This window comes from Pseudidiomarina fusca (assembly GCF_032227045.1).
In the GTDB taxonomy this organism is placed as follows: domain Bacteria; phylum Pseudomonadota; class Gammaproteobacteria; order Enterobacterales; family Alteromonadaceae; genus Pseudidiomarina; species Pseudidiomarina fusca.
In genome coordinates this window covers 14,391-33,265 of the sequence record NZ_JANFPJ010000010.1, presented here as the reverse complement: position 1 = coordinate 33,265, position 18,875 = coordinate 14,391, and the positions used below count along the sequence as shown (strand labels likewise).

Below are 18,875 nucleotides of genomic sequence, written 5' to 3'. Positions count from 1 at the left end.
AATGATGAAGATTGAATTAACAGGCAAACATGCGTTGATCACCGGATCTACCGCTGGTATTGGCTTGGCTATTGCTCAAGGGATGGCTCAGGCGGGAGCCTTAGTGACCATCGTGGGCCGCGACCGAGCCAAAGTGGATAAAGCCTTGACTCAGATAGCTAGCATCAGCGGCCGTGATGATGCCAAGGGTATTATCGCCGACCCAGGCACCGCAGAAGGTTGTCAGACCATCATTGCACAGGTGCCAGAAGTAGATATTTTAGTCAATAATCTAGGTATTTATGGCGGCGTTCCATTCTTCGATATCGACGATGCCGCTTGGGAAGAAATTTTCCAGGTAAACGTGATGAGCGGTGTACGACTCGCTCGGCATTATGCCAGCGGCATGAAGACTCGCGGCTGGGGCCGCATCCAGTTCATTTCGAGTGAATCGGCGTTAAATATTCCATCCGAGATGGTGCACTATGGGGTGAGCAAGGCGGCGCTCCAGGGCCTCTCCCGAGGATTAGCGAAGGTTCTTGCTGGTACCGGTGTGACCGTGAATAGCATCCTGCCTGGTCCGACTCGTACTGAAGGAGCCAAGGCCATGATGGCTGACCTAGCGGCTGAGCGGGGAGTATCCCCGAAAGCAATGGAGGCCTTGTTTTTGGATGAAAACCGGCCGTCCACGCTGCTAAGGCGTTTTGCCGAACCGGAAGAAGTTGCTAGCATCTGTGTCTATGCCGCCTCTCCCCAGGCCAGTGCCACCACAGGTTCCGCCTTGCGTGTTGAAGGTGGCATTGTGGAAAGCATTACCTGAAGCTCCGTTCGTGAGAATATATTTATGAGGTTCACTCATGCTCACTCAGCGCGCAGCCGACTTGGCGGTACTTATTAAAGCGCAGAGAAAAGCGCTGAGTTATACGCAAGTCTTCCCCACGCCCGTGGGGGGGAGTAGCCAACTAATCTTGGCCACTGTTGTTTCAGAGTGCAAAGCCATTCTTCCAAATCGCTAGTGGATGGAATAGTGCCGGCAAGTTCGTTGTAGCACTGGTATCAACTAGGAGTAGGTCAGCTTTCATCCCCTCGGCAATGCGCCCTTGATGAGGCAGCGCAAAGGCCTTTGCTGGCGCGGTGGTTGCTGCGTGCATCACTGATTCGAGCGGCAATCCAGCACGCTTTAATAGCTCGAGTTCTACCAGTAATGACCAGCCGTGAGCGGTGCTGGGGTTCGGTGCGTCGCTGCCAGCTAAAATCGGCACTCCTGCTTGATAGAGACGCTCGGTGGTGAGTAGTAGATTTTCATAAAAGTGTGCAGGAAAAGCAGTATTGCCAAACGACTGATTGAGGCTGGCCTCAGCGCTTGCTGGAAGCTTGAGGTTTTCTGCGGTGAGCAGTTCGTCGTTGATTTCGCCACGCAACATCCCCTCGTAAAGCGCCATGGTTGGGATGATAAAAGTCCCGTTGCTGCGCATCAATTGCACCAGTTCATCGCTCGCTGGGCGGTCAAAGAAACTATGCACCAGGCCGTCGGCACCCGCTTTGACGGCGTCCACTGCTGAAGCGTGATCGGCAACATGCACCACGGCAAGTTGCTGCGCTTGATGGGCGGCCTTAATGGTGGCTTCCAGTTCCGCATACGAAATCGACGGTGCATGTTGATAAACCGCCTCGGCGTGGATGTAGACGATTTTGATAAAATCAGAGCCACTGTCGAGGCGTTTTGCGACAGCTTCGGGGGCTGCGCTAGGATCACTTAACGTGGGTACGGGAATACCGTATTGCGTGCCATGGCCGTTAGGTGCAGTGACTAAGTAGCCAGCACCAAAGATATCAGCATGTTCAGCTTGCTGGGTCTTCGCACGCGCGGTTTTATGTTGCTGCAAAAAGCTAGGGTCACCGAACATATCGATCACGGTGGTCACGCCAAAGTTCAGACTTTGCTTCAGGGCATCGCCCCAGACGTGCACATGTGCGTCGATTAAGCCGGGCATCAGCACTTGGCCTTGGGTTTCACGGTAGGGTAAGTCAAGGTCAGGTCGTTGCATCGAGAGCTCAGTGATCCAGCCTTCATGCACAACCACGAATTTTTCATCGCGCCATTTTTCGCCGTCAAAGATGTTCACCGGACCGATCACGAAGCTGTTGTCGTTCGCCACGTCAGCAGTTTTCGGAGTTGGTAAATTCAATACGATAGCCAGTACAGCAACAACAGCGGCAAGTAATAGAAGTATGTTTTTCATCGGCAATAGGCTCATTTAAATTAGTGCGAAAGGCGCTGATAACGCCAGCGTACGACAACAGTGAGTAGTAAAGTAAAGCCGACAAGTGCAGCCAAGTGCAGCCAAATGCTATGGCCCTGACTCGTGCCAATCACAGCATGTGCCAACTGCGCATAGTGGTAAGCGGGCAGGCCATAGGCGATGTATTGCACGGCTTCCGGTAAGAATTGAATGGGCACCCACAAGCCGGATAAGAAGGCCATAGGTAAATAAACCAAGTTGACCACAGCGGGAGCGCTTTTGTCGGACAAGCATAGGCCCAGTAATAAGCCGATAAGGGCAAAGGGAAGGGTACCGATTAGCAATACCAGCAACAGCGCTAACCATTGCCAGGTATAGAGTTCAACTCCCGCGAATAAGCCACCGGTGACAAACAGGATTAAGGCAATGCACAAGGCGAAGACCAAGCTACTGACATACTTAGCTGCTACGTAAGCGTTAAAGGGCATAGGCGCAACGCGCTTCAACGTAAGCCAGCCATGGGCGCGGTCACTGGCGACTGCGGTCGCATAGTTGAACATAGCCGGCCCCATCATACCGAAACAGGCATAAGAAACGAGCATGTACTTGCTACTGCCTGAGCTAAAATTAAAAACGATACCAAAAAAGATATAAAAAGTGACTGGAAATAAAATAGCCGGCAAAAAGAACGCGGGTGTACGCCATAGACTTAGTAAATCATAGCCTGCTTCTTTAACGTATAAATTCGCATTAAACATAGCGCTGCTCCTGCATGTTGGCTAGGTAGGCTTGATCGAGTGAACCATGATCAGCGATCACCTCGGACAAAGTGCCTGCAGCGATGACTCTTCCCTCTCGCAACATCGCGACACGGTCGGCCAAGCGCTCGGCTTCCTCGATGTAGTGGGTGGTCAGTACAATAGCCGTGCCCGCAGAGCGGTAGTCTTGAATATGCTGCCAGAGCGCATGACGCGCCTCGACATCCATGCCCACCGTCGGTTCATCCAGAAACAGTAAGTCGGGCTTGCCAGCCACGGCGAGGGCGAAAAGGACTTGCTGGCGCTGGCCGCCAGAAAGTTTGCCAAAGCGTCGCTTGGCGATACTGCTAAGATTAAATTTGTTTATGAGCTCACCAACCTGAAAACCGTTTTGGTAATAGCTACAAAACAGGTCCAACTGCTCGTAGACAGTTAGATTGGCTGCCAGTGTACCGAGTTGCATCATAACGCCTAAGCGCTGTCGTACTGCTAACGAACGATGTTGGTTCAATATGGGTTGACCAAATAATTCAAGTTGCTCTGCTTGATAGGCGTGGATGCCAAGCACGCTATTGATGAGTGACGTTTTACCTGCACCATTTTTGCCAAGTATTGCAAGAACCTCGCCGCTATAGGCGGTGAGATCCACATCGCAAAGCGCGCGATGCTGGCCATAGCTTTTGCTTAAGCCGTGAATAGATAAGTGTGCGACTGCCATGGGCGATCTCCAGTAAATAATGTTAGAGCCAAGTTTAGGGAGACAGGAGTTCGCGCGACAGTCGCTTTTGTCAGCAATTGAAGGTGACAAATGTCACTAGCCGAATGGGCTAGCAATGGCCATAATGAGGTAACTTCGAGCCAAAGAAGCAGATGATGATCAACGAAAAAACCAAACAAAAGGCCTCTAACGAAGAAGCGAAACATGCTTGGGTCTATCTATTTAACTTAGGTTTTTACATCCTACCGATGGTGCTATTCCCCTATACGGTCAGCGAAATCGTGTTGCTTTCGCTCGCCATGTTGGTATTTGTCGCTCTGTACTTTTATTGCTTCTATTTGCCGCGCCAGCGCATGTTTTGGCCGATTATCGGGATGTACGTTATTGCCTGTGCGGTCACGCCGTGGAACCCCGGCTCTGTCGCCTTTTTCAGTTACGTTGGCTTCTTTTTAGGTTTTGCCTATCGTTGGCCCTATGCCTTAACCGCCGTGCTTGGTGTCATCGCTACCCTCGCAGTATTTCAGTGGGGTGTGGGTACGCATTGGGACCTGTTTTTCCATTACGGTACCGTTATTGTGGTAACCGTTGCGATCTTTGGCCGAGTTGAACGCTTGCGGCAACGCCACGCCGCCGCAGAACGCCGCAGTGCCGAAGAAATCGAACGCCTCGCAACGAGTGTTGAGCGCGAGCGCATCGCCCGCGACTTACACGATATCTTGGGGCATACACTTTCGAGTATTGTATTGAAATCTGATTTAGCCAAAGCGCAACTTGGTAAACAGCAATACGATGCCGCTGCGCAACAGCTACAGGAGCTCAGCGAAATAGCTCGTATTAGCTTGTCGCAAGTGCGGCAAAGCGTGTCAGGTTATAAACATCGTGGACTAGCGCTTGAACTGAAGCGGCTAGAACAGCGCTTACAGGATGCCGGTTTTCGCACCGATATCTTAGGTAAGCCACCGCTGTTTGATGCAGCGCGTGAAACAGCCCTAGTGCTCGCCATAACCGAATTAGTTACAAATGTGATTCGTCATAGTTCAGGCCAGCTCTGCACTATTCATTTTGATGAAAGCGCCGACGTCTATCGGGTGCAAGTAAGCGACGACGGTAATCATGCAGAAGTTCAAAGAGGTAACGGTCTGTTGGGAGTACAACAACGAATACAAGAGCTGGGCGGCTCCGTCGAAGTTTTCACCGCACGGGGCTGTGCCGTCGCCCTGCAGTTGCCGAAGCATGAAATACTCAAAGTAACCGGAGCAACGACATGAAAATTTTGCTTGCCGAAGACCAAACGATGGTGCGCACCGCGTTAGCTAGCTTGCTTCGTTTAGAGGCAGACTACGAGGTTGATGAGGCGGTCGACGGTGCAGCAGCGCAGCAACAACTGCAACAGGAGCACTACGACATACTCTTGACCGACATCGAAATGCCTCATCTTTCTGGGCTTGAGCTTCTGCAGTGGGTACAGCAGCATCAGCCAGCACTCAAAACCGTCATTATTACGACGTTTAATCGCGCGGGTTATATCAAACGTGCCGTTGATGCTGGAGTGAGCGGCTTCTTACTCAAAGATGCTCCGATTGCTACACTCATTGATTCACTTCACAAGGTCTGTGCGGGAGCGCGAGTAATAAGCAATGAATTACTGCTGCAAGCACTCGGCCAACAGGACCCACTAACGGAGAAAGAACGCAAGGCACTGCGCCTTGCAGGACAGGGAATGAGCACACAAGCTATTGCAGAAGCATTGTTTATTGCAGAGGGAACTGCCCGCAACTATCTCTCCGAAGCGATAAGTAAATTACACGCAAATAATCGCGTCGAGGCCGCACGCTTCGCTCATCAACAGGGCTGGTTATGACGATAACAACCATGAACCAAAACGACCAACGCTTAGTTAGTGCGGCAAATTTTTGGTACGAGCATTTGCTAGCCTGTTTCATGGCTATAATACGCCGCGTTTGGAGCCACAGGGTAGTGGGAAAATGTGTCATTACATCGTGAAGCTCACCGATGCTGCCCAAGTAGACGACGAGGTTAAGGCTTGGCTTCGTGCCGCATACACGGCTGCAGGTTGACTCGAGCGCTAGATACGCATCTAGCAGACGCGCTTCCGAAGCTCACGAATGTTGTCGCGAGCTGATTCATTAAAATCATACTTGAGCATTACACGCAGATATCGAGTAACGTACTGACAACGAAACTCTTTATTTGGAGGCAACCAATCGCGAGGGCCTTTTGCGCCTTTACTCCGATTAAGATTAGCTGTAACTGCAAAGAGATTGACGGGGTCGTTCGCGAAGTTTTTTCGTTCTGCATCTGTCCACTTATCCGCACCATGTTCCCAAGCCCACGCCAGTGGCACAAGGTGGTCAACATCCATCTTCGATGAGTCAAAAAGTACGTTCCCCGAGTATGGGTCGTTCCAACGTCCACGAAGCACCCGACATCCATTTTCTGACATTGTCACTGGTCCAGTTGATAAGTCTTGTAAAAGCTCGTGCCGAGTGTTTAAGCAATCACCATCGTCATCTGTCCAGTGCGCGAAAGCGCTCCTGGAGTAACTTTGTGGTGTTGTAGAATTTGCAGGTTTAGTAACTCCATTCTTGTTGTGGTTGTGACTTCCTTTGGGGAGCTTTCCACCAGCGGCTAAGCAAGCTTCGATGGTTTCGAAAGCGGTGAAGTTTTTCGTTCGTGAATAATATTCACTAGAGCTGTCATGACAAATTTTGCTGGTGCTCATTTTGACTGGTTCGGCAAGCAATTCACCTGAGAAGATTATTAAGCAACATGAAATGAAAGAGATGATGGCCGATTTGAGTACAGGTCCAGTGTAAGTCGATTGCAAAGCGCTGTAGTGCATGTCGTATTCTCACGTGCGGCATTGAATACCGCAGTGTAAGCCATTTCTTACATTGAGTGTAACGTTGAGTAGCCACTTGAAGTCTTGCATACGCTAAGAAACGTGTATGCAAGCAGTACTGGAGAGATTCTAAAGAAGAGGACGTTGCCCTAAACGCTCAACTCGACAGCCGCGCGCTTATCACGTTACCACGATCGTCGTAACTAAAGGCCTGCGTAAGCTGTTGACCAAAAGATATAGTCACGAACTTGTTCAAGTGATCTTTGAGCAGCCTTATTGTCGAACTAGTAATTTGGTCGAACGCGATATAGCCAAGCGTCAAACCGCTTCTGTATACCTTAAACAGCTCGTTGAAATTGGCATTTTAGAGGAGACAACCTCGGGCAATTTTCATGTGGAAAATCTTCCACCTCAAAACTCAGGCTTTTCCGGATATTTGTACTTATAAGGATTATTGTTGCAGTAAGCATATCGGTCAAAGCTATGCACTATGGCTCGTCTGGCAGACTATCAGCATCAGGCGTAGGAGTGTATTTGTATCCAGTCAATACCCAAACTCCATTTATATAAGTATAACTCCACGTCCTAGTTCCATCGGCTCTAGTCTGTGTGACTGTTTGCTTATCACCTTCTTTCGGTGTTGGGTCAGGATTTGGAACATTGTTAAACGTGTCAAAAGCACTTTCGGATCCTATATTAGACTTACCTACACCCGTACAGAAATGTTTCTTACTTATTACAGTATAAGGTTCGTCAAGGTCAAACGTGTTAGTGCTAATTGCTTCATACATTGCATCAATCAGCCCAGGACTGAGAGTCGGGGAGCCTTCTTCCTCTATCACTTGAGCACTGCAAACTGCTTTGGCATAAGTAGCACCGGAAAAGACTATAGATGAAACCACAAAGAATGATACATAAGTACCTAATTTGAACACATCTGACGGGTTCAAACGCACTCGATGGTTTATAGTTGATAATGCAAGTTCATGAATATATTCAATCACTTTACTGAAATTCCTTTTAATTTTTATGGTGAAAGTATAACTCCACAATAAAAATCTAGTCGTAATTCATGCAAATTACAAATTGCATCAAATGACAACTCGAAGATTAAATGCATTAAATCAATTGGTTGGCTCATATTCTTGCAACCTTTATCAGTGGCAATTGCTTGAACGTCAGTCAATGATGCTATTTCGGTGGTTCATGAGCGAGACGGAGATACCTACACCACCGAATACCAATGCAATACAAATCAAGCATCTAGTACCTATTTTTTAATGACCCTGAATCACAGCGCAAATTGAAATACTCTCTTTCCTTGGCCCTGCGGCACTTCTAAATGTGCATTTAAAGGCGGTCGAGCAATTCATACAGTGCTTTGTCGTTCTCCTGACCAAGCTGCTGTGCAAGTTGGCGATGTGTTTCAACACCCGCTTCGTTGTTGTCCAATTTCATGAGCTGAGCCATGCGAGCATGCGCCCAAGCAAGCTCTGGAAGTTCTAAGTCGTTGTCGAATGCAAGAATGTATGCTTCCATACTTTGAATTCCATCCTGCACATCAATGCCGCTAAACACTGCATTTCTAGCCACTTGATAGCGAGCGTTTAGTTGTGCTGCACGAATTTCTGGATGCTCCGAGAGTGCGCTGGTTGCCTGTAACATAGCGGCTTGTTTGAATAAGGTGTGAGCGCCTGCATAATCTCCCTCTGCTTGCTTTTGTAGCCCCAAACGAAGTTTGAGTCGGGGTTCATTCGGGTGTTTTGTCATGGCCTGGGTTAATGCAGCGGTATAATTGTTAGCGTCGAAAACGTTCACTACACGTAATTGCGCAAGTGTACCTTGAAGGTTGTCGAGCGTTGCTATATCAGCGGCCTTGGCCCGAGCCTTGGTCTCGCCGCCGCCTACAATAGAAGGTGCATTCAAGTAGTAGTTCAGCGCGGCTAGTTGGTACTTCATATTAGTTGGCTCGAGGGCCACGGCTTTTTCAGTACACTTACGGCTTCTTGGTGCATTACGCATAGCGCTCAATATGCCTTCTCCCGTACGTAGGCCATAAATTACACCACAGTAATAATTCACCTGAGGGTCCTCAGGGTACTGCTCAAGAAGCCTTTCCATTAGGCGCTGCGCAGGGCCAAGTTCATTTGGCAAATGTGCATCTATTTGCTGCAGCTGAGGCTCAAGAGCTTGGGAATTATGTTGGGCCCAAGTGTTTACAGTGGCAAATGTGCATGCAGCGACTGTGAGAATAAGTATGTGTTTCATAATCGGTCCTTATTTATGGCCTTAATTTAAAGCTTTGCGTGGCGGGTCATATTTCTTTGAGAGTTTGGCGATAAAGAATGATCCAATAACTCCAGGAGCGAACCAAAGGGCAGTTTGTACCCAGCCACTAGCGTGTAGTAACGAATTTCCACCAAACACAATGAAAGCGGTGTATGCACCAATTCCAGAGCCGAGATAAGCTCCCAAGTGTTCACGCAACCAAGCCGTTGGAGACACGCTTTTACGGTAGATATAAACCAAGTTAGACACACCAATCACCACTCCAAGTGCGCCGAATACAATGAGTAAAACGAGACTGTTAAAGAGTCCAAAAGCGCTAAGTGCTAATCCATTGATTGCAAACGCTCCGTTGATGGCTAAAGGCAGAGGCTTTTTCAAGCCATTACGGTTGCGTTTGTGCTCCAGCACTTGATTACCGTGAAAAATAGCGCAGTGAATCAACATGCCAAGATGAATAAGAAACCAAGCAAAAATATAAGTTTGTTTTAGGCGCACCTCGGTAAGGTGAGGAACCGCAGCAAGTTCAGGTTTAACGGCAGTATTGAATAACAACACCATTACGGAAGCAAAAATGCCAGTCAACGCAACCACGTGCATACTTGAGCCATAAATCTTGCCGAATTTTTTGTGATTTAAACCGCCTTTACGAGAAAGTACAGGCACCCAAAATAGGCAGACTGCGAGCGCTCCAGCCAGTACGTGAATTGCTACGGTAAGTTGATAGATGGTTAACATAATTGCCATTCCTCCGAGAACATAGGGGTAAAGAGCAGGCCTCTTAAACCTTGGAGGAAATTTTAGGTGGCTATGAAAATGTATGTTAGTGACAGAAGTCACAACTTTAAAAATGACTTTTGGCCTATTGGTGATTTACGCAATTGCTTGCATACTCAGGCAATGGAACTGAAAAACTTAAAACTAGATGCTGATCGACTAAGCGGTATTGGCACCGTGCTGGTAGTGGCCGCTTTCGACTTGTGGCTGTTACTCTCAACCACCAACGCAAGCACACCAAGGCTTACTTTGTTGGCGTTACTTTATGCAACTTTTACGGTTACATTTTTCATCAATACAAACGATGAAGTACCGCTCTCAAGATGGCCCCGGCACCTAATAATTGGTGGTCAATTTGTAGTCATTTGTTCAATAATGTACACCACACCCAATATGTTTAGTGCCATTTTATTAGTGGTGTGGTCGGCGCAGCTCCCTTATTTTATGCCTTTTCGCTGGGCGCTTTGGCTCACGCCACTGTGGAGCTTTGTTGCGTGGAGTACGCACTTTCTGCGTTGGCAGCCCGACGGCATTGTCATTACAGCAGTGCTATTAACGACGTTTAAAGTGTTCGCGCTCATTATGATGGAGTCGAGGCGTAATGCAGAATTTCAAAAAGAGCGCGCAGAGCAAGCGAATCGAGAGCTTATTGCTATGCAGTCACTTGTGAAAGAGGCGTCGCAGCAGGAAGAACGGCTGCGTATTGCCCGCGATATTCATGATCTTGTAGGCCATCATCTTACCGCGCTTACGGTGCAACTCCAGGTGCTGGCGCGTAAGGTACCTGAAGCTCTGAAAGTTGACGTAGAGCGTTCTCGTGCTATTTCGAAATTACTGCTCGCAGACGTGCGTGTTGCCGTAAGCGAAATGCGCGAACATGAACAACTGAATTTGCGCGAAGCACTTGAGGCTTTGGTCGAAAAATTACCGGGCATTGAGGTTTCATTGGCTTTCCCGAATAAAGTTGCGGTACTCAATTTAGAACAAGCGCTAGCAATATTGCGCGGTGTGCAGGAAAGCGTGACCAATAGCGTGCGACATGGCAAAGCCACCAAGGTAGGAATTGAGGTGCAGCAATCTGAACGCGAACTTGTAGTGCGTGTTAAAGACAACGGGCAAAGCAGCAAACCGATCGAATTTGGCAATGGCTTGAACGGCATGCAGGAGCGGCTAAAAAGCTTTAATGGCACTGTAACTGCTGAGCGCCAAGCGCGCGGCGTTTTGGTGTGTCTTAGAATACCGGTGGGTTTATGAGCACTTTGCACTCACCCGAAAAGCACCGAGTTATGTTAGTCGATGACCAAAAATTAATTCGACAAGGCTTAGCGAGCTTATTGTCGCTTTCAGCCCATATTGAAGTAGCACATGAAGCAGCAGATGGCGAAGAGGCACTTGCGTGGATCAAAGCCCATGGCAGCGACATTGACATAATCCTGCTCGACTTAAGAATGCCAAAAATGAATGGTATTCAGCTTCTACAAGCCATGCGTGCAGAAAACATAAAAATTCCGGTTTTGATTCTGACCACCTTTGACGACCATAATATGCTTCTTGAAGCGTTGAAAGCAGGGGCGCGAGGGTACCTACTTAAAGACGTAGAACTCGAAATGCTAGTGAGTGGTATTGAGCGAATAATCGCTGGCGAGTCAATGATTCAACCTACCATTACCACCTCGCTTTTAAACGGATTACAAGGCTTACATTCCGAATTTGAGGCCTTTGCCGCGCCCGAGGCGCTTTCCGCTAAAGAGCTAGAAATATTACGCCTTATTGCCGCCGGTTGTTCCAATAAAGAAATTGCCGACGCTCTTTTTAAGTCAGAAGGCACCGTTAAAAATCAAGTAAGCGCCATTATGGCGAAGCTTGGTGTGAGAGATCGGACGCGAGCAGTTTTAAGGGCTATTGAGTTGGGACTTATCGGGTTTTGTTAACGCTAAGGGAACCTATAGCTGCTCTCTGTCGCTAACTAGGTCCTTAAAATAACAAGTTCTAATCTTAAATACCTCAGTGGTGGCGGCTAATTAACGGTATTATCGGACAGACGGCTCTGAAATTCTTTGATGGCGCACCCGAGACCTCTGCCTCCGGAGTAAATAGCGACTGGCTGACGTTAAATGGTGAGAGAAGGTACCAGCCGTGCAGGCCACGTCCTATAGGGGGCTTAGCGATATTTTAACGAGGCCATTTAGCCAGACTATCGGCTGCTGAACTTCCTGTATAAATCGGGTGTTTTTGGTTAAAATCCTGCTCCTTTTTCCCGCTTTAGGTGATCTGCCATGGCACTCAGTGAATTCGAAATTAAGAAATGTGAGAAAGAACTTGAAGCGTTCATGACGATACGAAGACCGCCGGTGCACATACGACCAGAGCTTGACCTTGGTTACCGAATTGAAAATCAGAGTATTGAGATTTTCGAGATCAGACCGCAATGGCAAAATCCTACTGAAACCATGGAACTGCCGGTAGCAAAAACAACCTTTGTGAAAACGCAAAACTGCTGGAAAGTCTATTGGCAGCGTGCTGACTTAAAGTGGCATGCATACGAGCCAGTGCCTAAGGTTAAGCAACTTCGTGAGTTTTTAAAACTTGTGACTGATGACCAGCACGCTTGTTTTTTTGGTTGACCTTAATCTGGTGCATTACGCTGACTGGGTGCTTGCTTAAAATCACTGATGAGCTGATGAGGATCCTGTGCGTCACGTTGTTTGAGGCTTGCCTCACACCACCAACGCAACTGCAAAAAAGTACGATTGAAGTAACTATCCCAACGGTCTGCATCGCTAACAGATTCGAGATAATCGCCACTTTCATCAAATACCTCTTGAGCTTTCGGAAAATGAAGCATGGCCGAAACCGGTAAGCAGCCGAGCTCGCTTAAAAAGGCTCTCATACTAACTGATGCTCTTGCGCCGCCCCATTGACCCGCTGAATAGGTCACGATCGCACTGGGTTTGTAAGAAAATAACGAAGCACCAAAGTGATTAAGAAGATTCGCTAATGCTGGGCTCATAGAATGATTATATTCAGGGCTGACCATTACATAAGCATCGGCTGTTTCGATTTTATCTGCAAGCTGGCTTAATTGCTCTGGGGCAGATTGACTTGAATACGCAAAGTGCGGTTTAAAAACCGGATCGAGTTCAATATCCAGCGGGTCAATAATCTCAACGTTCATGTCTGGAAAGTTTGCTTGTAACACACGCTGACAAGCTAAAGCCACTCGCTCGCCCAGTCGCGCTGGTTTTGGTGGGGTACTTTGTCGAACACTGCCAAGAAAAATAAGTAATTTCATAATTTATCCATTTGCATTGTGTTTCATAAGGTTGCCTTCGCTATCTAATATTTGCTCACCATCTTCTTTAAAATAGGGCCCAGGAGGCCACTCATCGAGTAGTGTTAGCACCGCTTCACTGGGTCGGCAAAGCTTAACGCCTTTCGGGGTGCAAACGATGGGGCGATTCACTAGTATCGGATGTTTAAGCATTGCGGACACTAGCTCGTCGTCACCAACGTTTTCATCAAGTAAGCCAAGCGCTTCTGCTGGCGACTTAGTCACCCGCAAAGCTTGTCGCGGCGTTAAGTCAGCGGCCGCAAATAGCGCCAAAAGCTGAGGTTTGCTCCATCCTTCGTGCAAGTAGTCGACCACAATGGGTGAGTAACCTGCATCCTTGATAATCTGCAACACATTTCTGGATGTGCCGCAATCGGGATTGTGGTGAATAACGATCATGGTAACCTCAACTCTGAAAGTGGTGGCGTGTTTTATTCGCGATTCGAACAAGGGCCAGCATCAGCGGCACTTCCACCAAAACACCAACCACAGTGGCTAACGCCGCACCGGATTGTAAGCCAAACAGCGCAATCGCTACCGCGACCGCTAGCTCGAAGAAATTGCTGGCACCAATCATGCCGGCAGGCGCTGCAACATTATGCGGAACTTTCCATTTTTTCGCCCAGCCGTAGGCGATAAAGAAAATCAGGAAGGTTTGAATGATTAACGGGATCGCAATCAACAGGATATGCAACGGGTTGGCAATAATCACATCACCCTGAAATGCAAACAGCAACACTAAGGTCGCAATTAATCCTATAGGTGTAACGCGAGAAATGCGCTTCATAAAAACGTTTTTAAACCACTGATTACCTCGACGTATAATCAACACCTGTCGCACGAAAACCGCTGCCGCCAATGGAATCACGATATAAAGCACGACCGACAAAATAACCGTGTCCCAGGGTACTTGAATATTAGAAACACCAAGCAACAGCACCACAATAGGCGCAAAAGCCACCAGCATGATGAGGTCATTAATCGCAACCTGAACCAAGGTGTAAGCAGCGTCACCCCGCGTGAGATAACTCCAAACGAATACCATAGCTGTACAGGGCGCTGCACCTAACAAAATGGCACCCGCCAAATATTGGCTTGCAGTTTCAGTGGCTAGAAAAGGTTCAAACACCACCATGAAGAAGAACCAGGCAATCGCGAACATGGTGAACGGCTTAATTAGCCAGTTTACTGTGGTGGTGATGACAAGACCTTTGGGTTGCCGGCGCACATTTTTGATTGAGGTAAAGTCAATTTGCAACATCATCGGGAAAATCATGGCCCAAATTAAAATCGCAACAGGAATCGACACCTGAGCATATTCAAACCGTGAAAGTGTTTCGGGAATAGTTGGAGCAAACTGCCCGATTAGCACGCCAGCAACAATGGCCAGTGCCACCCATAACGATAAGTAGCGTTCAAATAAACCCATGCCCTCGGACGCAGACGGTGTTTGCAAAGCTTTAGTCATTACCAACTCCTTAAATTGAACGCAGATTTACGCGCTGGCTTAACGCATCGGCACTTTCAACACGCTCAGAATACCGGTCAACAAGCAGTGACTGGTTATCGCGCAACAGGAGCGTGAACTTCATCAATTCCTCTAAAACATCGACGATGCGATTGTAATAGGGTGAAGGTTTCATACGATCATTGTCGTCAAACTCAAGATAAGCTTTGGCGACCGATGATTGATTCGGAATGGTGAACATGCGCATCCAGCGGCCTAGCACGCGCAGCTGATTCACAACATTGAACGACTGGGAACCACCACAAACCTGCATAACCGCAAGGGTTTTCCCCTGCGTTGGGCGGACACTTCCTATGCTCAATGGCACCCAGTCCAACTGGGTTTTAAAGATGCCAGTCATGGCGCCATGCCGCTCGGGTGAGCACCAAACCTGACCTTCAGACCAGGTCATCAGGTCACGCAGCTCTTGTACCTTTGGGTGCTTCTCGTCTTCCGTGTCCGGCTGGGGTAACCCTTCAGGGTTAAAAATTCGCACCTCGGCTCCCATGAGGGTCAACAGTCGAGCGCTCTCCTCAATCACTAAACAGCTGAACGAACGTTTCCGAAGCGAGCCATATAACAAGAGGATACGCGGTGGATGCACAGATGCGGATGCTGAAAAGTTGGGCCGAATCGGTGTCTGAATTCGTTCAGCGTTTAAATTTGGCGTATCTAGTTGCTCGTTCATTGGCTCTGTCCATTTACCGCTGTGTCAGAAGATATTTGGCATTGTTTAAAATCAATAAAAGCTCGCTGAAACTCAGTTCTGTTGTTGTCGAGCGTCGATTTAATGACGGCACGGGCCCAATTCGGAAGCTCAGGCGACAATTGGTAGTACATCCATTTCCCCCGACGCTCACTTGTAACGAGCCCACACTTTCGCAACTGCCCTAAGTACTGGGATGCTTTTGGTTGGTCAACGCGAAGCGCGTCTGTGATTTCGCAAACGCAAGCCTCTCCCGCCTCATGTATTAGGCAAAGGCAGGTCAGCCGATTGATATCAGAGAGGCATTTATAAAACTTAATAATATCCATACGTAACACATTCACAAATTAACATATATAGATTATTGCATGTGTTGGTTTGGTATTCAACCATCAGTATGGTTCTAAAAGTCATGTGCACGAAGGGCGGCAACTCGAAGTCGCATGCTTGTTTCTTTGGTTGAACATCAATCTACTCCTAACTGTTTAAAAATTTAAATTATTGGGTACTGTAACTACCCCGTAAAATAATACAGATTACTCGTAGAATTTCTTTTAAGCTAAAGCAAAGCAGCTGCTATTGGCGTTACTGATCAGCGTAAATACGTCGTTGAAATGCGTGCCTTGCAATGTTTTGGTCGTCGCACCCAGTTGGGATTTTATATAGCCATTGACGTGTGCAATGGTTAAATCTTGCGCGAGAATAACGAGCCCGATGGGTATATTTTCATCTAATGCTATTAGCAATTTGGTTAACTCAGAAGAGTTGTGCATTAACGGCCTATCCAGCTATAACTAAAATCATACTATGGAATAAGTAATCCCTCTCGAAGATAACAATAATGTAAACATATGATAATGTAATACGAATAAGCACGCAGTAAACAAAAAAGACACAGAATTTGTCACGGTATTAGCGGTACTTTTCAGGCATCCCAAAAATGGAACGTTGGGTTGATAATTTACTATCTAGTACCATTTTCGTAATTGCTTTAAGATCCTAAGCAATACTAAAGAAGCATCAGCCACGCAGGCGATGTATTACGAAAAGGGGTTTTACATGATTGATAATTCAGCCATTAAGTTATTTACGAAGCGTAGAAGCCAATATGTTTTAGGCAAGAACGTTGAACTTAGCCAAGAGCAATTAACACAATTGATTAAAGAAGCTGTGCGTCAAGCGCCTTCTTCATTCAACTCACAAAGCTCACGTGCGGTGATTCTGTTCGGTGAGCAAAGTGACAAGTTTTGGGAATTGACCAAAGAAGCGTTGCGCCCATTGGTGCCAGCTGAGGCATTTAGTGCGACCGAAAATAAATTGAAATCATTTGCAGCGGGTGTGGGTACGGTGCTGTTCTACGAAGACCAAAACGTGGTCAAAGGCTTACAAGAGCAATTCCCACTTTACGCAGATAACTTTCCAGTTTGGTCTGAACATTCAACTGCTATCGCACAGTTCGCGGTGTGGACTGCATTAGCAGAAGCAAATGTTGGTGCGAGCTTGCAACACTACAACCCAGTCGTCGATGAAGCAGCCGCAAAAGAATGGAGTATCCCAGCGTCATGGGTCTTACGCGCACAAATGCCTTTCGGTTCAAATGAAGGCGAGTTTGGCACCAAAGAATTCATGAACGATGATGAACGTTTCCTGATTTTTTCTTAAGCATTTATCACAGCGCACAACCCCCAGTAGCCCATAGCTACTGGGGGTTTTTTCTTAGAAGCAGCTTTCCAAATGCTTGGCCGGATCAGTGTCGCGTGCTTGTAGCGCATCGGCAACCGTTAATCCTAATGCATTGGCAACCCCTTCGGCATAGTCAGGGTGACAATGATGACACAAGCGAATATGACGATACTTGATGAAATTCTCCGCATCACCCATTGCTGCCGCAGTGTTCTGAAAGAGCGCTTGTTTTTGTGCATCGCTCATTAAATTAAACAAGGCGCGTGGTTGACTGAAGTAGTCATCGTCGTCTTTACGGAAGTTATACCGTGCTCCATCGCCGTTAATCCGTAATGGTGGTTCATGGTACTTCGGTTGTTCCTGCCATTGCGCAAAGCTGTTCGGCTCATAATGCGGACGCCCACCATAGTTTTGATCCACTCGCCCTTGGCCATCACGCGCGTTACTATGAACTGGGCACTGCGCTTGGTTAACCGGGATTTGATAATGGTTAACCCCAACCCGATAACGTTGTGCGTCAGCATAGTTGACCAGACGCGCTTGCAGCATTTTATCCGGTGACACACCAATACCACGTACTACGTTACTCGGTGCGAACGCTGCCTGCTCCACATCAGCGAAGTAGTTCTCAGGGTTACGATTAAGCTCGAACTCACCGACTTCAATCAGTGGATAATCGCCTTTGGGCCACACTTTGGTAAGGTCAAACGGATGATAAGGCACTTTTTCCGCATCTTGCTCAGGCATAACTTGTACGTACATCTTCCATTTCGGGAAGTCACCCCGCTCAATGGCTTCGTACAAATCACGCTGATGACTTTCACGATCTTGCGCAACTACCGCTGCTGCATCTGCGTCGGTCAGGTTTTTAATACCTTGCTGCGTACGCAGGTGGAATTTCACCCAGTAGCGTTCGCCCTGCTCGTTCCAGAAGCTGTAGGTGTGCGAACCAAAGCCATGCATGTGACGGTAGGAAGCTGGAATACCGCGGTCACTCATAACAATAGTTACCTGGTGGAAAGACTCAGGTAGCAAGGTCCAGAAATCCCAGTTATTGGTTGCGGAACGCAAGTTAGTACGTGGGTCACGCTTCACTGCTTTGTTTAAATCAGGAAACTTTAACGGGTCGCGCAAAAAGAACACTGGGGTGTTGTTCCCGACCAAATCCCAGTTCCCTTCTTCGGTGTAAAACTTCATCGCGAAGCCACGAATATCACGCTCGGCATCTGCTGCCCCGCGTTCTCCTGCGACAGTACTAAAGCGAACAAACATCTCCGTTTTATTGCCCACTTCACTAAAAATTTTTGCGCAAGTGTACTTGGTGATGTCATTGGTGACCGTAAAAGTGCCAAATGCACCCGAGCCTTTAGCGTGCATCCGACGCTCTGGAATAACTTCGCGAACGAAGTTGGCCAACTTTTCATTCAACCATAGATCCTGCGTTAATAACGGACCACGCTGCCCAGCCGTTAAGCTATTTTGGTTATCCGGAACCGGAGCACCCGCATTGGTAGTTAACGGCGTAGGATCAAATGGACACTTTTTATCACTCATTCCATGACTCCTTCATGTTGAGGTTACAATGCAACAACTGCATCGTTAAGAATTAGCACATTATTGTGATAATTAGTAGGAATTCCGCCTCAATTACACGACTTGTTTGATGTGCGTCGGTAAAAGTTCCGCTGCCTCGGCATCGACCAAAATACGCAAATGAGCGTGCTGCTTCAGTGCCGAAGCTGGCAACTGCTCATCAATAGCACTGCTATATAGGCGTGCCATGATTTCGTACCCGAACCTGATTGGCGATAGCTATGAAGGCGGGCATTGGTTGGGTAGCTTTGCGATTCAAGCGCTGAACCAAGCGGCATTACAACCGTGAGGCACAAAAATGCCTCGTCGTTGTTCCCCTATTTGTTAATCACAAAAATTATTAAAAGGGGTTTCTTTAGTTGAAAAGCTAATGTACATTTAGACGTCCAAACGCCTAAACGTCTAATAATGTTGTCGCAATTCACTAAAGA

Annotated in this window: 24 protein-coding genes and 1 pseudogene; 10 read left to right on the top strand and 15 right to left on the bottom strand. The window is 47.6% G+C overall.

The features are described 5' to 3' along the window. The first annotated feature begins 1 nt into the window (after nt 1). The gene (locus NOG12_RS06030; protein WP_313932715.1) at nt 2-799 is read left to right on the top strand and encodes an SDR family NAD(P)-dependent oxidoreductase; all 798 of its coding nucleotides are present in this window, start codon (nt 2-4) and stop codon (nt 797-799) included. 163 nt (nt 800-962) lie between these two features. Here NOG12_RS06030 and NOG12_RS06025 read toward each other — a convergent pair whose 3' ends face one another. Genes NOG12_RS06025 through NOG12_RS06015 form a run of 3 tightly spaced genes read right to left on the bottom strand, consistent with a single transcriptional unit; the run spans nt 963 to nt 3,698 of the window. Next, nucleotides 963-2,222 (bottom strand): amidohydrolase family protein, encoded by a 1,260-nt coding sequence (locus NOG12_RS06025; protein ID WP_313932714.1) that lies wholly within the window; start codon nt 2,220-2,222, stop codon nt 963-965. 20 nt (nt 2,223-2,242) lie between these two features. After that, entirely contained in the window at nt 2,243-2,980 is a 738-nt protein-coding gene (locus tag NOG12_RS06020) for an ABC transporter permease (RefSeq protein WP_313932713.1), read from the bottom strand. After that, nucleotides 2,973-3,698: an ABC transporter ATP-binding protein gene (locus NOG12_RS06015; RefSeq protein WP_313932712.1), complete on the bottom strand. Its 726-nt coding sequence runs from the start codon at nt 3,696-3,698 to the stop codon at nt 2,973-2,975. Before NOG12_RS06015 ends, NOG12_RS06020 begins: the two co-directional genes overlap by 8 nt. 152 nt (nt 3,699-3,850) lie before the next feature. On the opposite strand from NOG12_RS06015, the gene NOG12_RS06010 reads away from it, so the two are divergent. The 3 genes from NOG12_RS06010 to NOG12_RS06000 are packed head-to-tail and all read left to right on the top strand — an operon-like array spanning nt 3,851 to nt 5,776. Beyond that, a complete protein-coding gene (locus tag NOG12_RS06010) occupies nt 3,851-4,966 on the top strand; it encodes a sensor histidine kinase (protein ID WP_313932711.1) in 1,116 nt (371 codons plus the stop codon). Beyond that, on the top strand, nt 4,963-5,559 hold the full coding sequence (locus tag NOG12_RS06005) for a response regulator transcription factor (protein WP_110076876.1): 597 nt from the start codon (nt 4,963-4,965) through the stop codon (nt 5,557-5,559). Before NOG12_RS06010 ends, NOG12_RS06005 begins: the two co-directional genes overlap by 4 nt. A gap of 52 nt (nt 5,560-5,611) precedes the next feature. Continuing rightward, nucleotides 5,612-5,776, top strand: a complete 165-nt coding sequence (locus tag NOG12_RS06000; RefSeq protein ID WP_313932710.1) for a DUF5655 domain-containing protein — start codon at nt 5,612-5,614, stop codon at nt 5,774-5,776. A gap of 20 nt (nt 5,777-5,796) precedes the next feature. Here the strand turns inward: NOG12_RS06000 and NOG12_RS05995 are convergent, their stop codons facing one another. Next, nucleotides 5,797-6,561, bottom strand: coding sequence for an HNH endonuclease family protein (locus NOG12_RS05995; RefSeq protein WP_313932709.1), 765 nt, complete (start codon nt 6,559-6,561; stop codon nt 5,797-5,799). A gap of 220 nt (nt 6,562-6,781) precedes the next feature. On the opposite strand from NOG12_RS05995, the pseudogene NOG12_RS05990 reads away from it, so the two are divergent. After that, nucleotides 6,782-7,009 (top strand): annotated as a pseudogene (locus NOG12_RS05990) (hypothetical protein); the annotation flags it as partial. A gap of 40 nt (nt 7,010-7,049) precedes the next feature. Here the strand turns inward: NOG12_RS05990 and NOG12_RS05985 are convergent. The 3 genes from NOG12_RS05985 to NOG12_RS05975 form a co-directional block, all read right to left on the bottom strand. Then, the gene (locus NOG12_RS05985) at nt 7,050-7,565 is read right to left on the bottom strand and encodes a hypothetical protein (protein WP_313932708.1); all 516 of its coding nucleotides are present in this window, start codon (nt 7,563-7,565) and stop codon (nt 7,050-7,052) included. 346 nt (nt 7,566-7,911) lie between these two features. After that, nucleotides 7,912-8,829, bottom strand: coding sequence for a tetratricopeptide repeat protein (locus NOG12_RS05980; RefSeq protein ID WP_313932707.1), 918 nt, complete (start codon nt 8,827-8,829; stop codon nt 7,912-7,914). Nucleotides 8,830-8,850: 21 nt separating this feature from the next. Continuing rightward, a complete protein-coding gene (locus NOG12_RS05975) occupies nt 8,851-9,585 on the bottom strand; it encodes a hypothetical protein (RefSeq protein ID WP_313932706.1) in 735 nt (244 codons plus the stop codon). 72 nt (nt 9,586-9,657) lie between these two features. Here NOG12_RS05975 and NOG12_RS05970 point away from each other — a divergent pair, with 72 nt between their 5' ends. From NOG12_RS05970 to NOG12_RS05960, 3 genes are all read left to right on the top strand, one after another. Continuing rightward, complete coding sequence (locus NOG12_RS05970; protein WP_313932705.1) at nt 9,658-10,878, top strand: sensor histidine kinase; 1,221 nt, start codon at nt 9,658-9,660, stop codon at nt 10,876-10,878. A 32-nt stretch (nt 10,879-10,910) separates the two neighbouring features. Next, on the top strand, nt 10,911-11,555 hold the full coding sequence (locus tag NOG12_RS05965; RefSeq protein WP_313932704.1) for a response regulator: 645 nt from the start codon (nt 10,911-10,913) through the stop codon (nt 11,553-11,555). A 345-nt stretch (nt 11,556-11,900) separates the two neighbouring features. Beyond that, entirely contained in the window at nt 11,901-12,248 is a 348-nt protein-coding gene (locus NOG12_RS05960; protein WP_313932703.1) for a DUF3024 domain-containing protein, read from the top strand. A gap of 2 nt (nt 12,249-12,250) precedes the next feature. Here the strand turns inward: NOG12_RS05960 and NOG12_RS05955 are convergent, their stop codons facing one another. The 6 genes from NOG12_RS05955 to NOG12_RS05930 form a co-directional block, all read right to left on the bottom strand. After that, entirely contained in the window at nt 12,251-12,916 is a 666-nt protein-coding gene (locus NOG12_RS05955) for an NADPH-dependent FMN reductase (RefSeq protein WP_313932702.1), read from the bottom strand. A 3-nt stretch (nt 12,917-12,919) separates the two neighbouring features. Further along, nucleotides 12,920-13,354: an arsenate reductase (glutaredoxin) gene (gene arsC / locus NOG12_RS05950; protein WP_092593989.1), complete on the bottom strand. Its 435-nt coding sequence runs from the start codon at nt 13,352-13,354 to the stop codon at nt 12,920-12,922. A gap of 7 nt (nt 13,355-13,361) precedes the next feature. After that, on the bottom strand, nt 13,362-14,384 hold the full coding sequence (gene arsB / locus NOG12_RS05945) for an ACR3 family arsenite efflux transporter (RefSeq protein WP_110076892.1): 1,023 nt from the start codon (nt 14,382-14,384) through the stop codon (nt 13,362-13,364). Nucleotides 14,385-14,433: 49 nt separating this feature from the next. After that, complete coding sequence (arsH, locus tag NOG12_RS05940) at nt 14,434-15,150, bottom strand: arsenical resistance protein ArsH (RefSeq protein ID WP_313932701.1); 717 nt, start codon at nt 15,148-15,150, stop codon at nt 14,434-14,436. Continuing rightward, on the bottom strand, nt 15,147-15,497 hold the full coding sequence (locus NOG12_RS05935; RefSeq protein ID WP_313932700.1) for an ArsR/SmtB family transcription factor: 351 nt from the start codon (nt 15,495-15,497) through the stop codon (nt 15,147-15,149). The genes arsH and NOG12_RS05935 overlap by 4 nt, the downstream gene beginning before the upstream one ends. A 225-nt stretch (nt 15,498-15,722) precedes the next feature. Next, nucleotides 15,723-15,941 (bottom strand): hypothetical protein, encoded by a 219-nt coding sequence (locus NOG12_RS05930; RefSeq protein WP_110076866.1) that lies wholly within the window; start codon nt 15,939-15,941, stop codon nt 15,723-15,725. Between the two features lie 286 nt (nt 15,942-16,227). Between NOG12_RS05930 and NOG12_RS05925 the strand changes: the two genes are divergently transcribed. Further along, nucleotides 16,228-16,830, top strand: a complete 603-nt coding sequence (locus tag NOG12_RS05925; RefSeq protein WP_153827275.1) for a nitroreductase family protein — start codon at nt 16,228-16,230, stop codon at nt 16,828-16,830. A 54-nt stretch (nt 16,831-16,884) separates the two neighbouring features. Here NOG12_RS05925 and NOG12_RS05920 read toward each other — a convergent pair whose 3' ends face one another. Together NOG12_RS05920 and NOG12_RS05915 are read right to left on the bottom strand one after the other, a co-directional pair. Then, nucleotides 16,885-18,405: a catalase gene (locus NOG12_RS05920; protein WP_313932699.1), complete on the bottom strand. Its 1,521-nt coding sequence runs from the start codon at nt 18,403-18,405 to the stop codon at nt 16,885-16,887. Between the two features lie 93 nt (nt 18,406-18,498). Further along, the gene (locus NOG12_RS05915; protein WP_313932698.1) at nt 18,499-18,633 is read right to left on the bottom strand and encodes a hypothetical protein; all 135 of its coding nucleotides are present in this window, start codon (nt 18,631-18,633) and stop codon (nt 18,499-18,501) included. Here NOG12_RS05915 and NOG12_RS05910 point away from each other — a divergent pair. Next, entirely contained in the window at nt 18,632-18,733 is a 102-nt protein-coding gene (locus tag NOG12_RS05910) for a DUF2891 domain-containing protein (RefSeq protein WP_258306660.1), read from the top strand. The genes NOG12_RS05915 and NOG12_RS05910 overlap by 2 nt on opposite strands. Nucleotides 18,734-18,875: the final 142 nt, after the last annotated feature.

Coding starts and splice junctions, on each gene's coding strand:
- NOG12_RS06030 (WP_313932715.1), top strand. CDS start 2: ATGATGAAGATTGAATTAACAGGCAAACATGCGTTGATCACCGGATCT.
- NOG12_RS06025 (WP_313932714.1), bottom strand. CDS start 2,222: ATGAAAAACATACTTCTATTACTTGCCGCTGTTGTTGCTGTACTGGCT.
- NOG12_RS06020 (WP_313932713.1), bottom strand. CDS start 2,980: ATGTTTAATGCGAATTTATACGTTAAAGAAGCAGGCTATGATTTACTA.
- NOG12_RS06015 (WP_313932712.1), bottom strand. CDS start 3,698: ATGGCAGTCGCACACTTATCTATTCACGGCTTAAGCAAAAGCTATGGC.
- NOG12_RS06010 (WP_313932711.1), top strand. CDS start 3,851: ATGATGATCAACGAAAAAACCAAACAAAAGGCCTCTAACGAAGAAGCG.
- NOG12_RS06005 (WP_110076876.1), top strand. CDS start 4,963: ATGAAAATTTTGCTTGCCGAAGACCAAACGATGGTGCGCACCGCGTTA.
- NOG12_RS05995 (WP_313932709.1), bottom strand. CDS start 6,561: ATGCACTACAGCGCTTTGCAATCGACTTACACTGGACCTGTACTCAAA.
- NOG12_RS05980 (WP_313932707.1), bottom strand. CDS start 8,829: ATGAAACACATACTTATTCTCACAGTCGCTGCATGCACATTTGCCACT.
- NOG12_RS05975 (WP_313932706.1), bottom strand. CDS start 9,585: ATGTTAACCATCTATCAACTTACCGTAGCAATTCACGTACTGGCTGGA.
- NOG12_RS05970 (WP_313932705.1), top strand. CDS start 9,658: ATGAAAATGTATGTTAGTGACAGAAGTCACAACTTTAAAAATGACTTT.
- NOG12_RS05965 (WP_313932704.1), top strand. CDS start 10,911: ATGTTAGTCGATGACCAAAAATTAATTCGACAAGGCTTAGCGAGCTTA.
- NOG12_RS05960 (WP_313932703.1), top strand. CDS start 11,901: ATGGCACTCAGTGAATTCGAAATTAAGAAATGTGAGAAAGAACTTGAA.
- NOG12_RS05955 (WP_313932702.1), bottom strand. CDS start 12,916: ATGAAATTACTTATTTTTCTTGGCAGTGTTCGACAAAGTACCCCACCA.
- arsC (WP_092593989.1), bottom strand. CDS start 13,354: ATGATCGTTATTCACCACAATCCCGATTGCGGCACATCCAGAAATGTG.
- arsB (WP_110076892.1), bottom strand. CDS start 14,384: ATGGGTTTATTTGAACGCTACTTATCGTTATGGGTGGCACTGGCCATT.
- arsH (WP_313932701.1), bottom strand. CDS start 15,150: ATGAACGAGCAACTAGATACGCCAAATTTAAACGCTGAACGAATTCAG.
- NOG12_RS05935 (WP_313932700.1), bottom strand. CDS start 15,497: ATGGATATTATTAAGTTTTATAAATGCCTCTCTGATATCAATCGGCTG.
- NOG12_RS05930 (WP_110076866.1), bottom strand. CDS start 15,941: ATGCACAACTCTTCTGAGTTAACCAAATTGCTAATAGCATTAGATGAA.
- NOG12_RS05925 (WP_153827275.1), top strand. CDS start 16,228: ATGATTGATAATTCAGCCATTAAGTTATTTACGAAGCGTAGAAGCCAA.
- NOG12_RS05920 (WP_313932699.1), bottom strand. CDS start 18,405: ATGAGTGATAAAAAGTGTCCATTTGATCCTACGCCGTTAACTACCAAT.
- NOG12_RS05910 (WP_258306660.1), top strand. CDS start 18,632: ATGATTTCGTACCCGAACCTGATTGGCGATAGCTATGAAGGCGGGCAT.
- NOG12_RS05915 (WP_313932698.1), bottom strand. CDS start 18,633: ATGGCACGCCTATATAGCAGTGCTATTGATGAGCAGTTGCCAGCTTCG.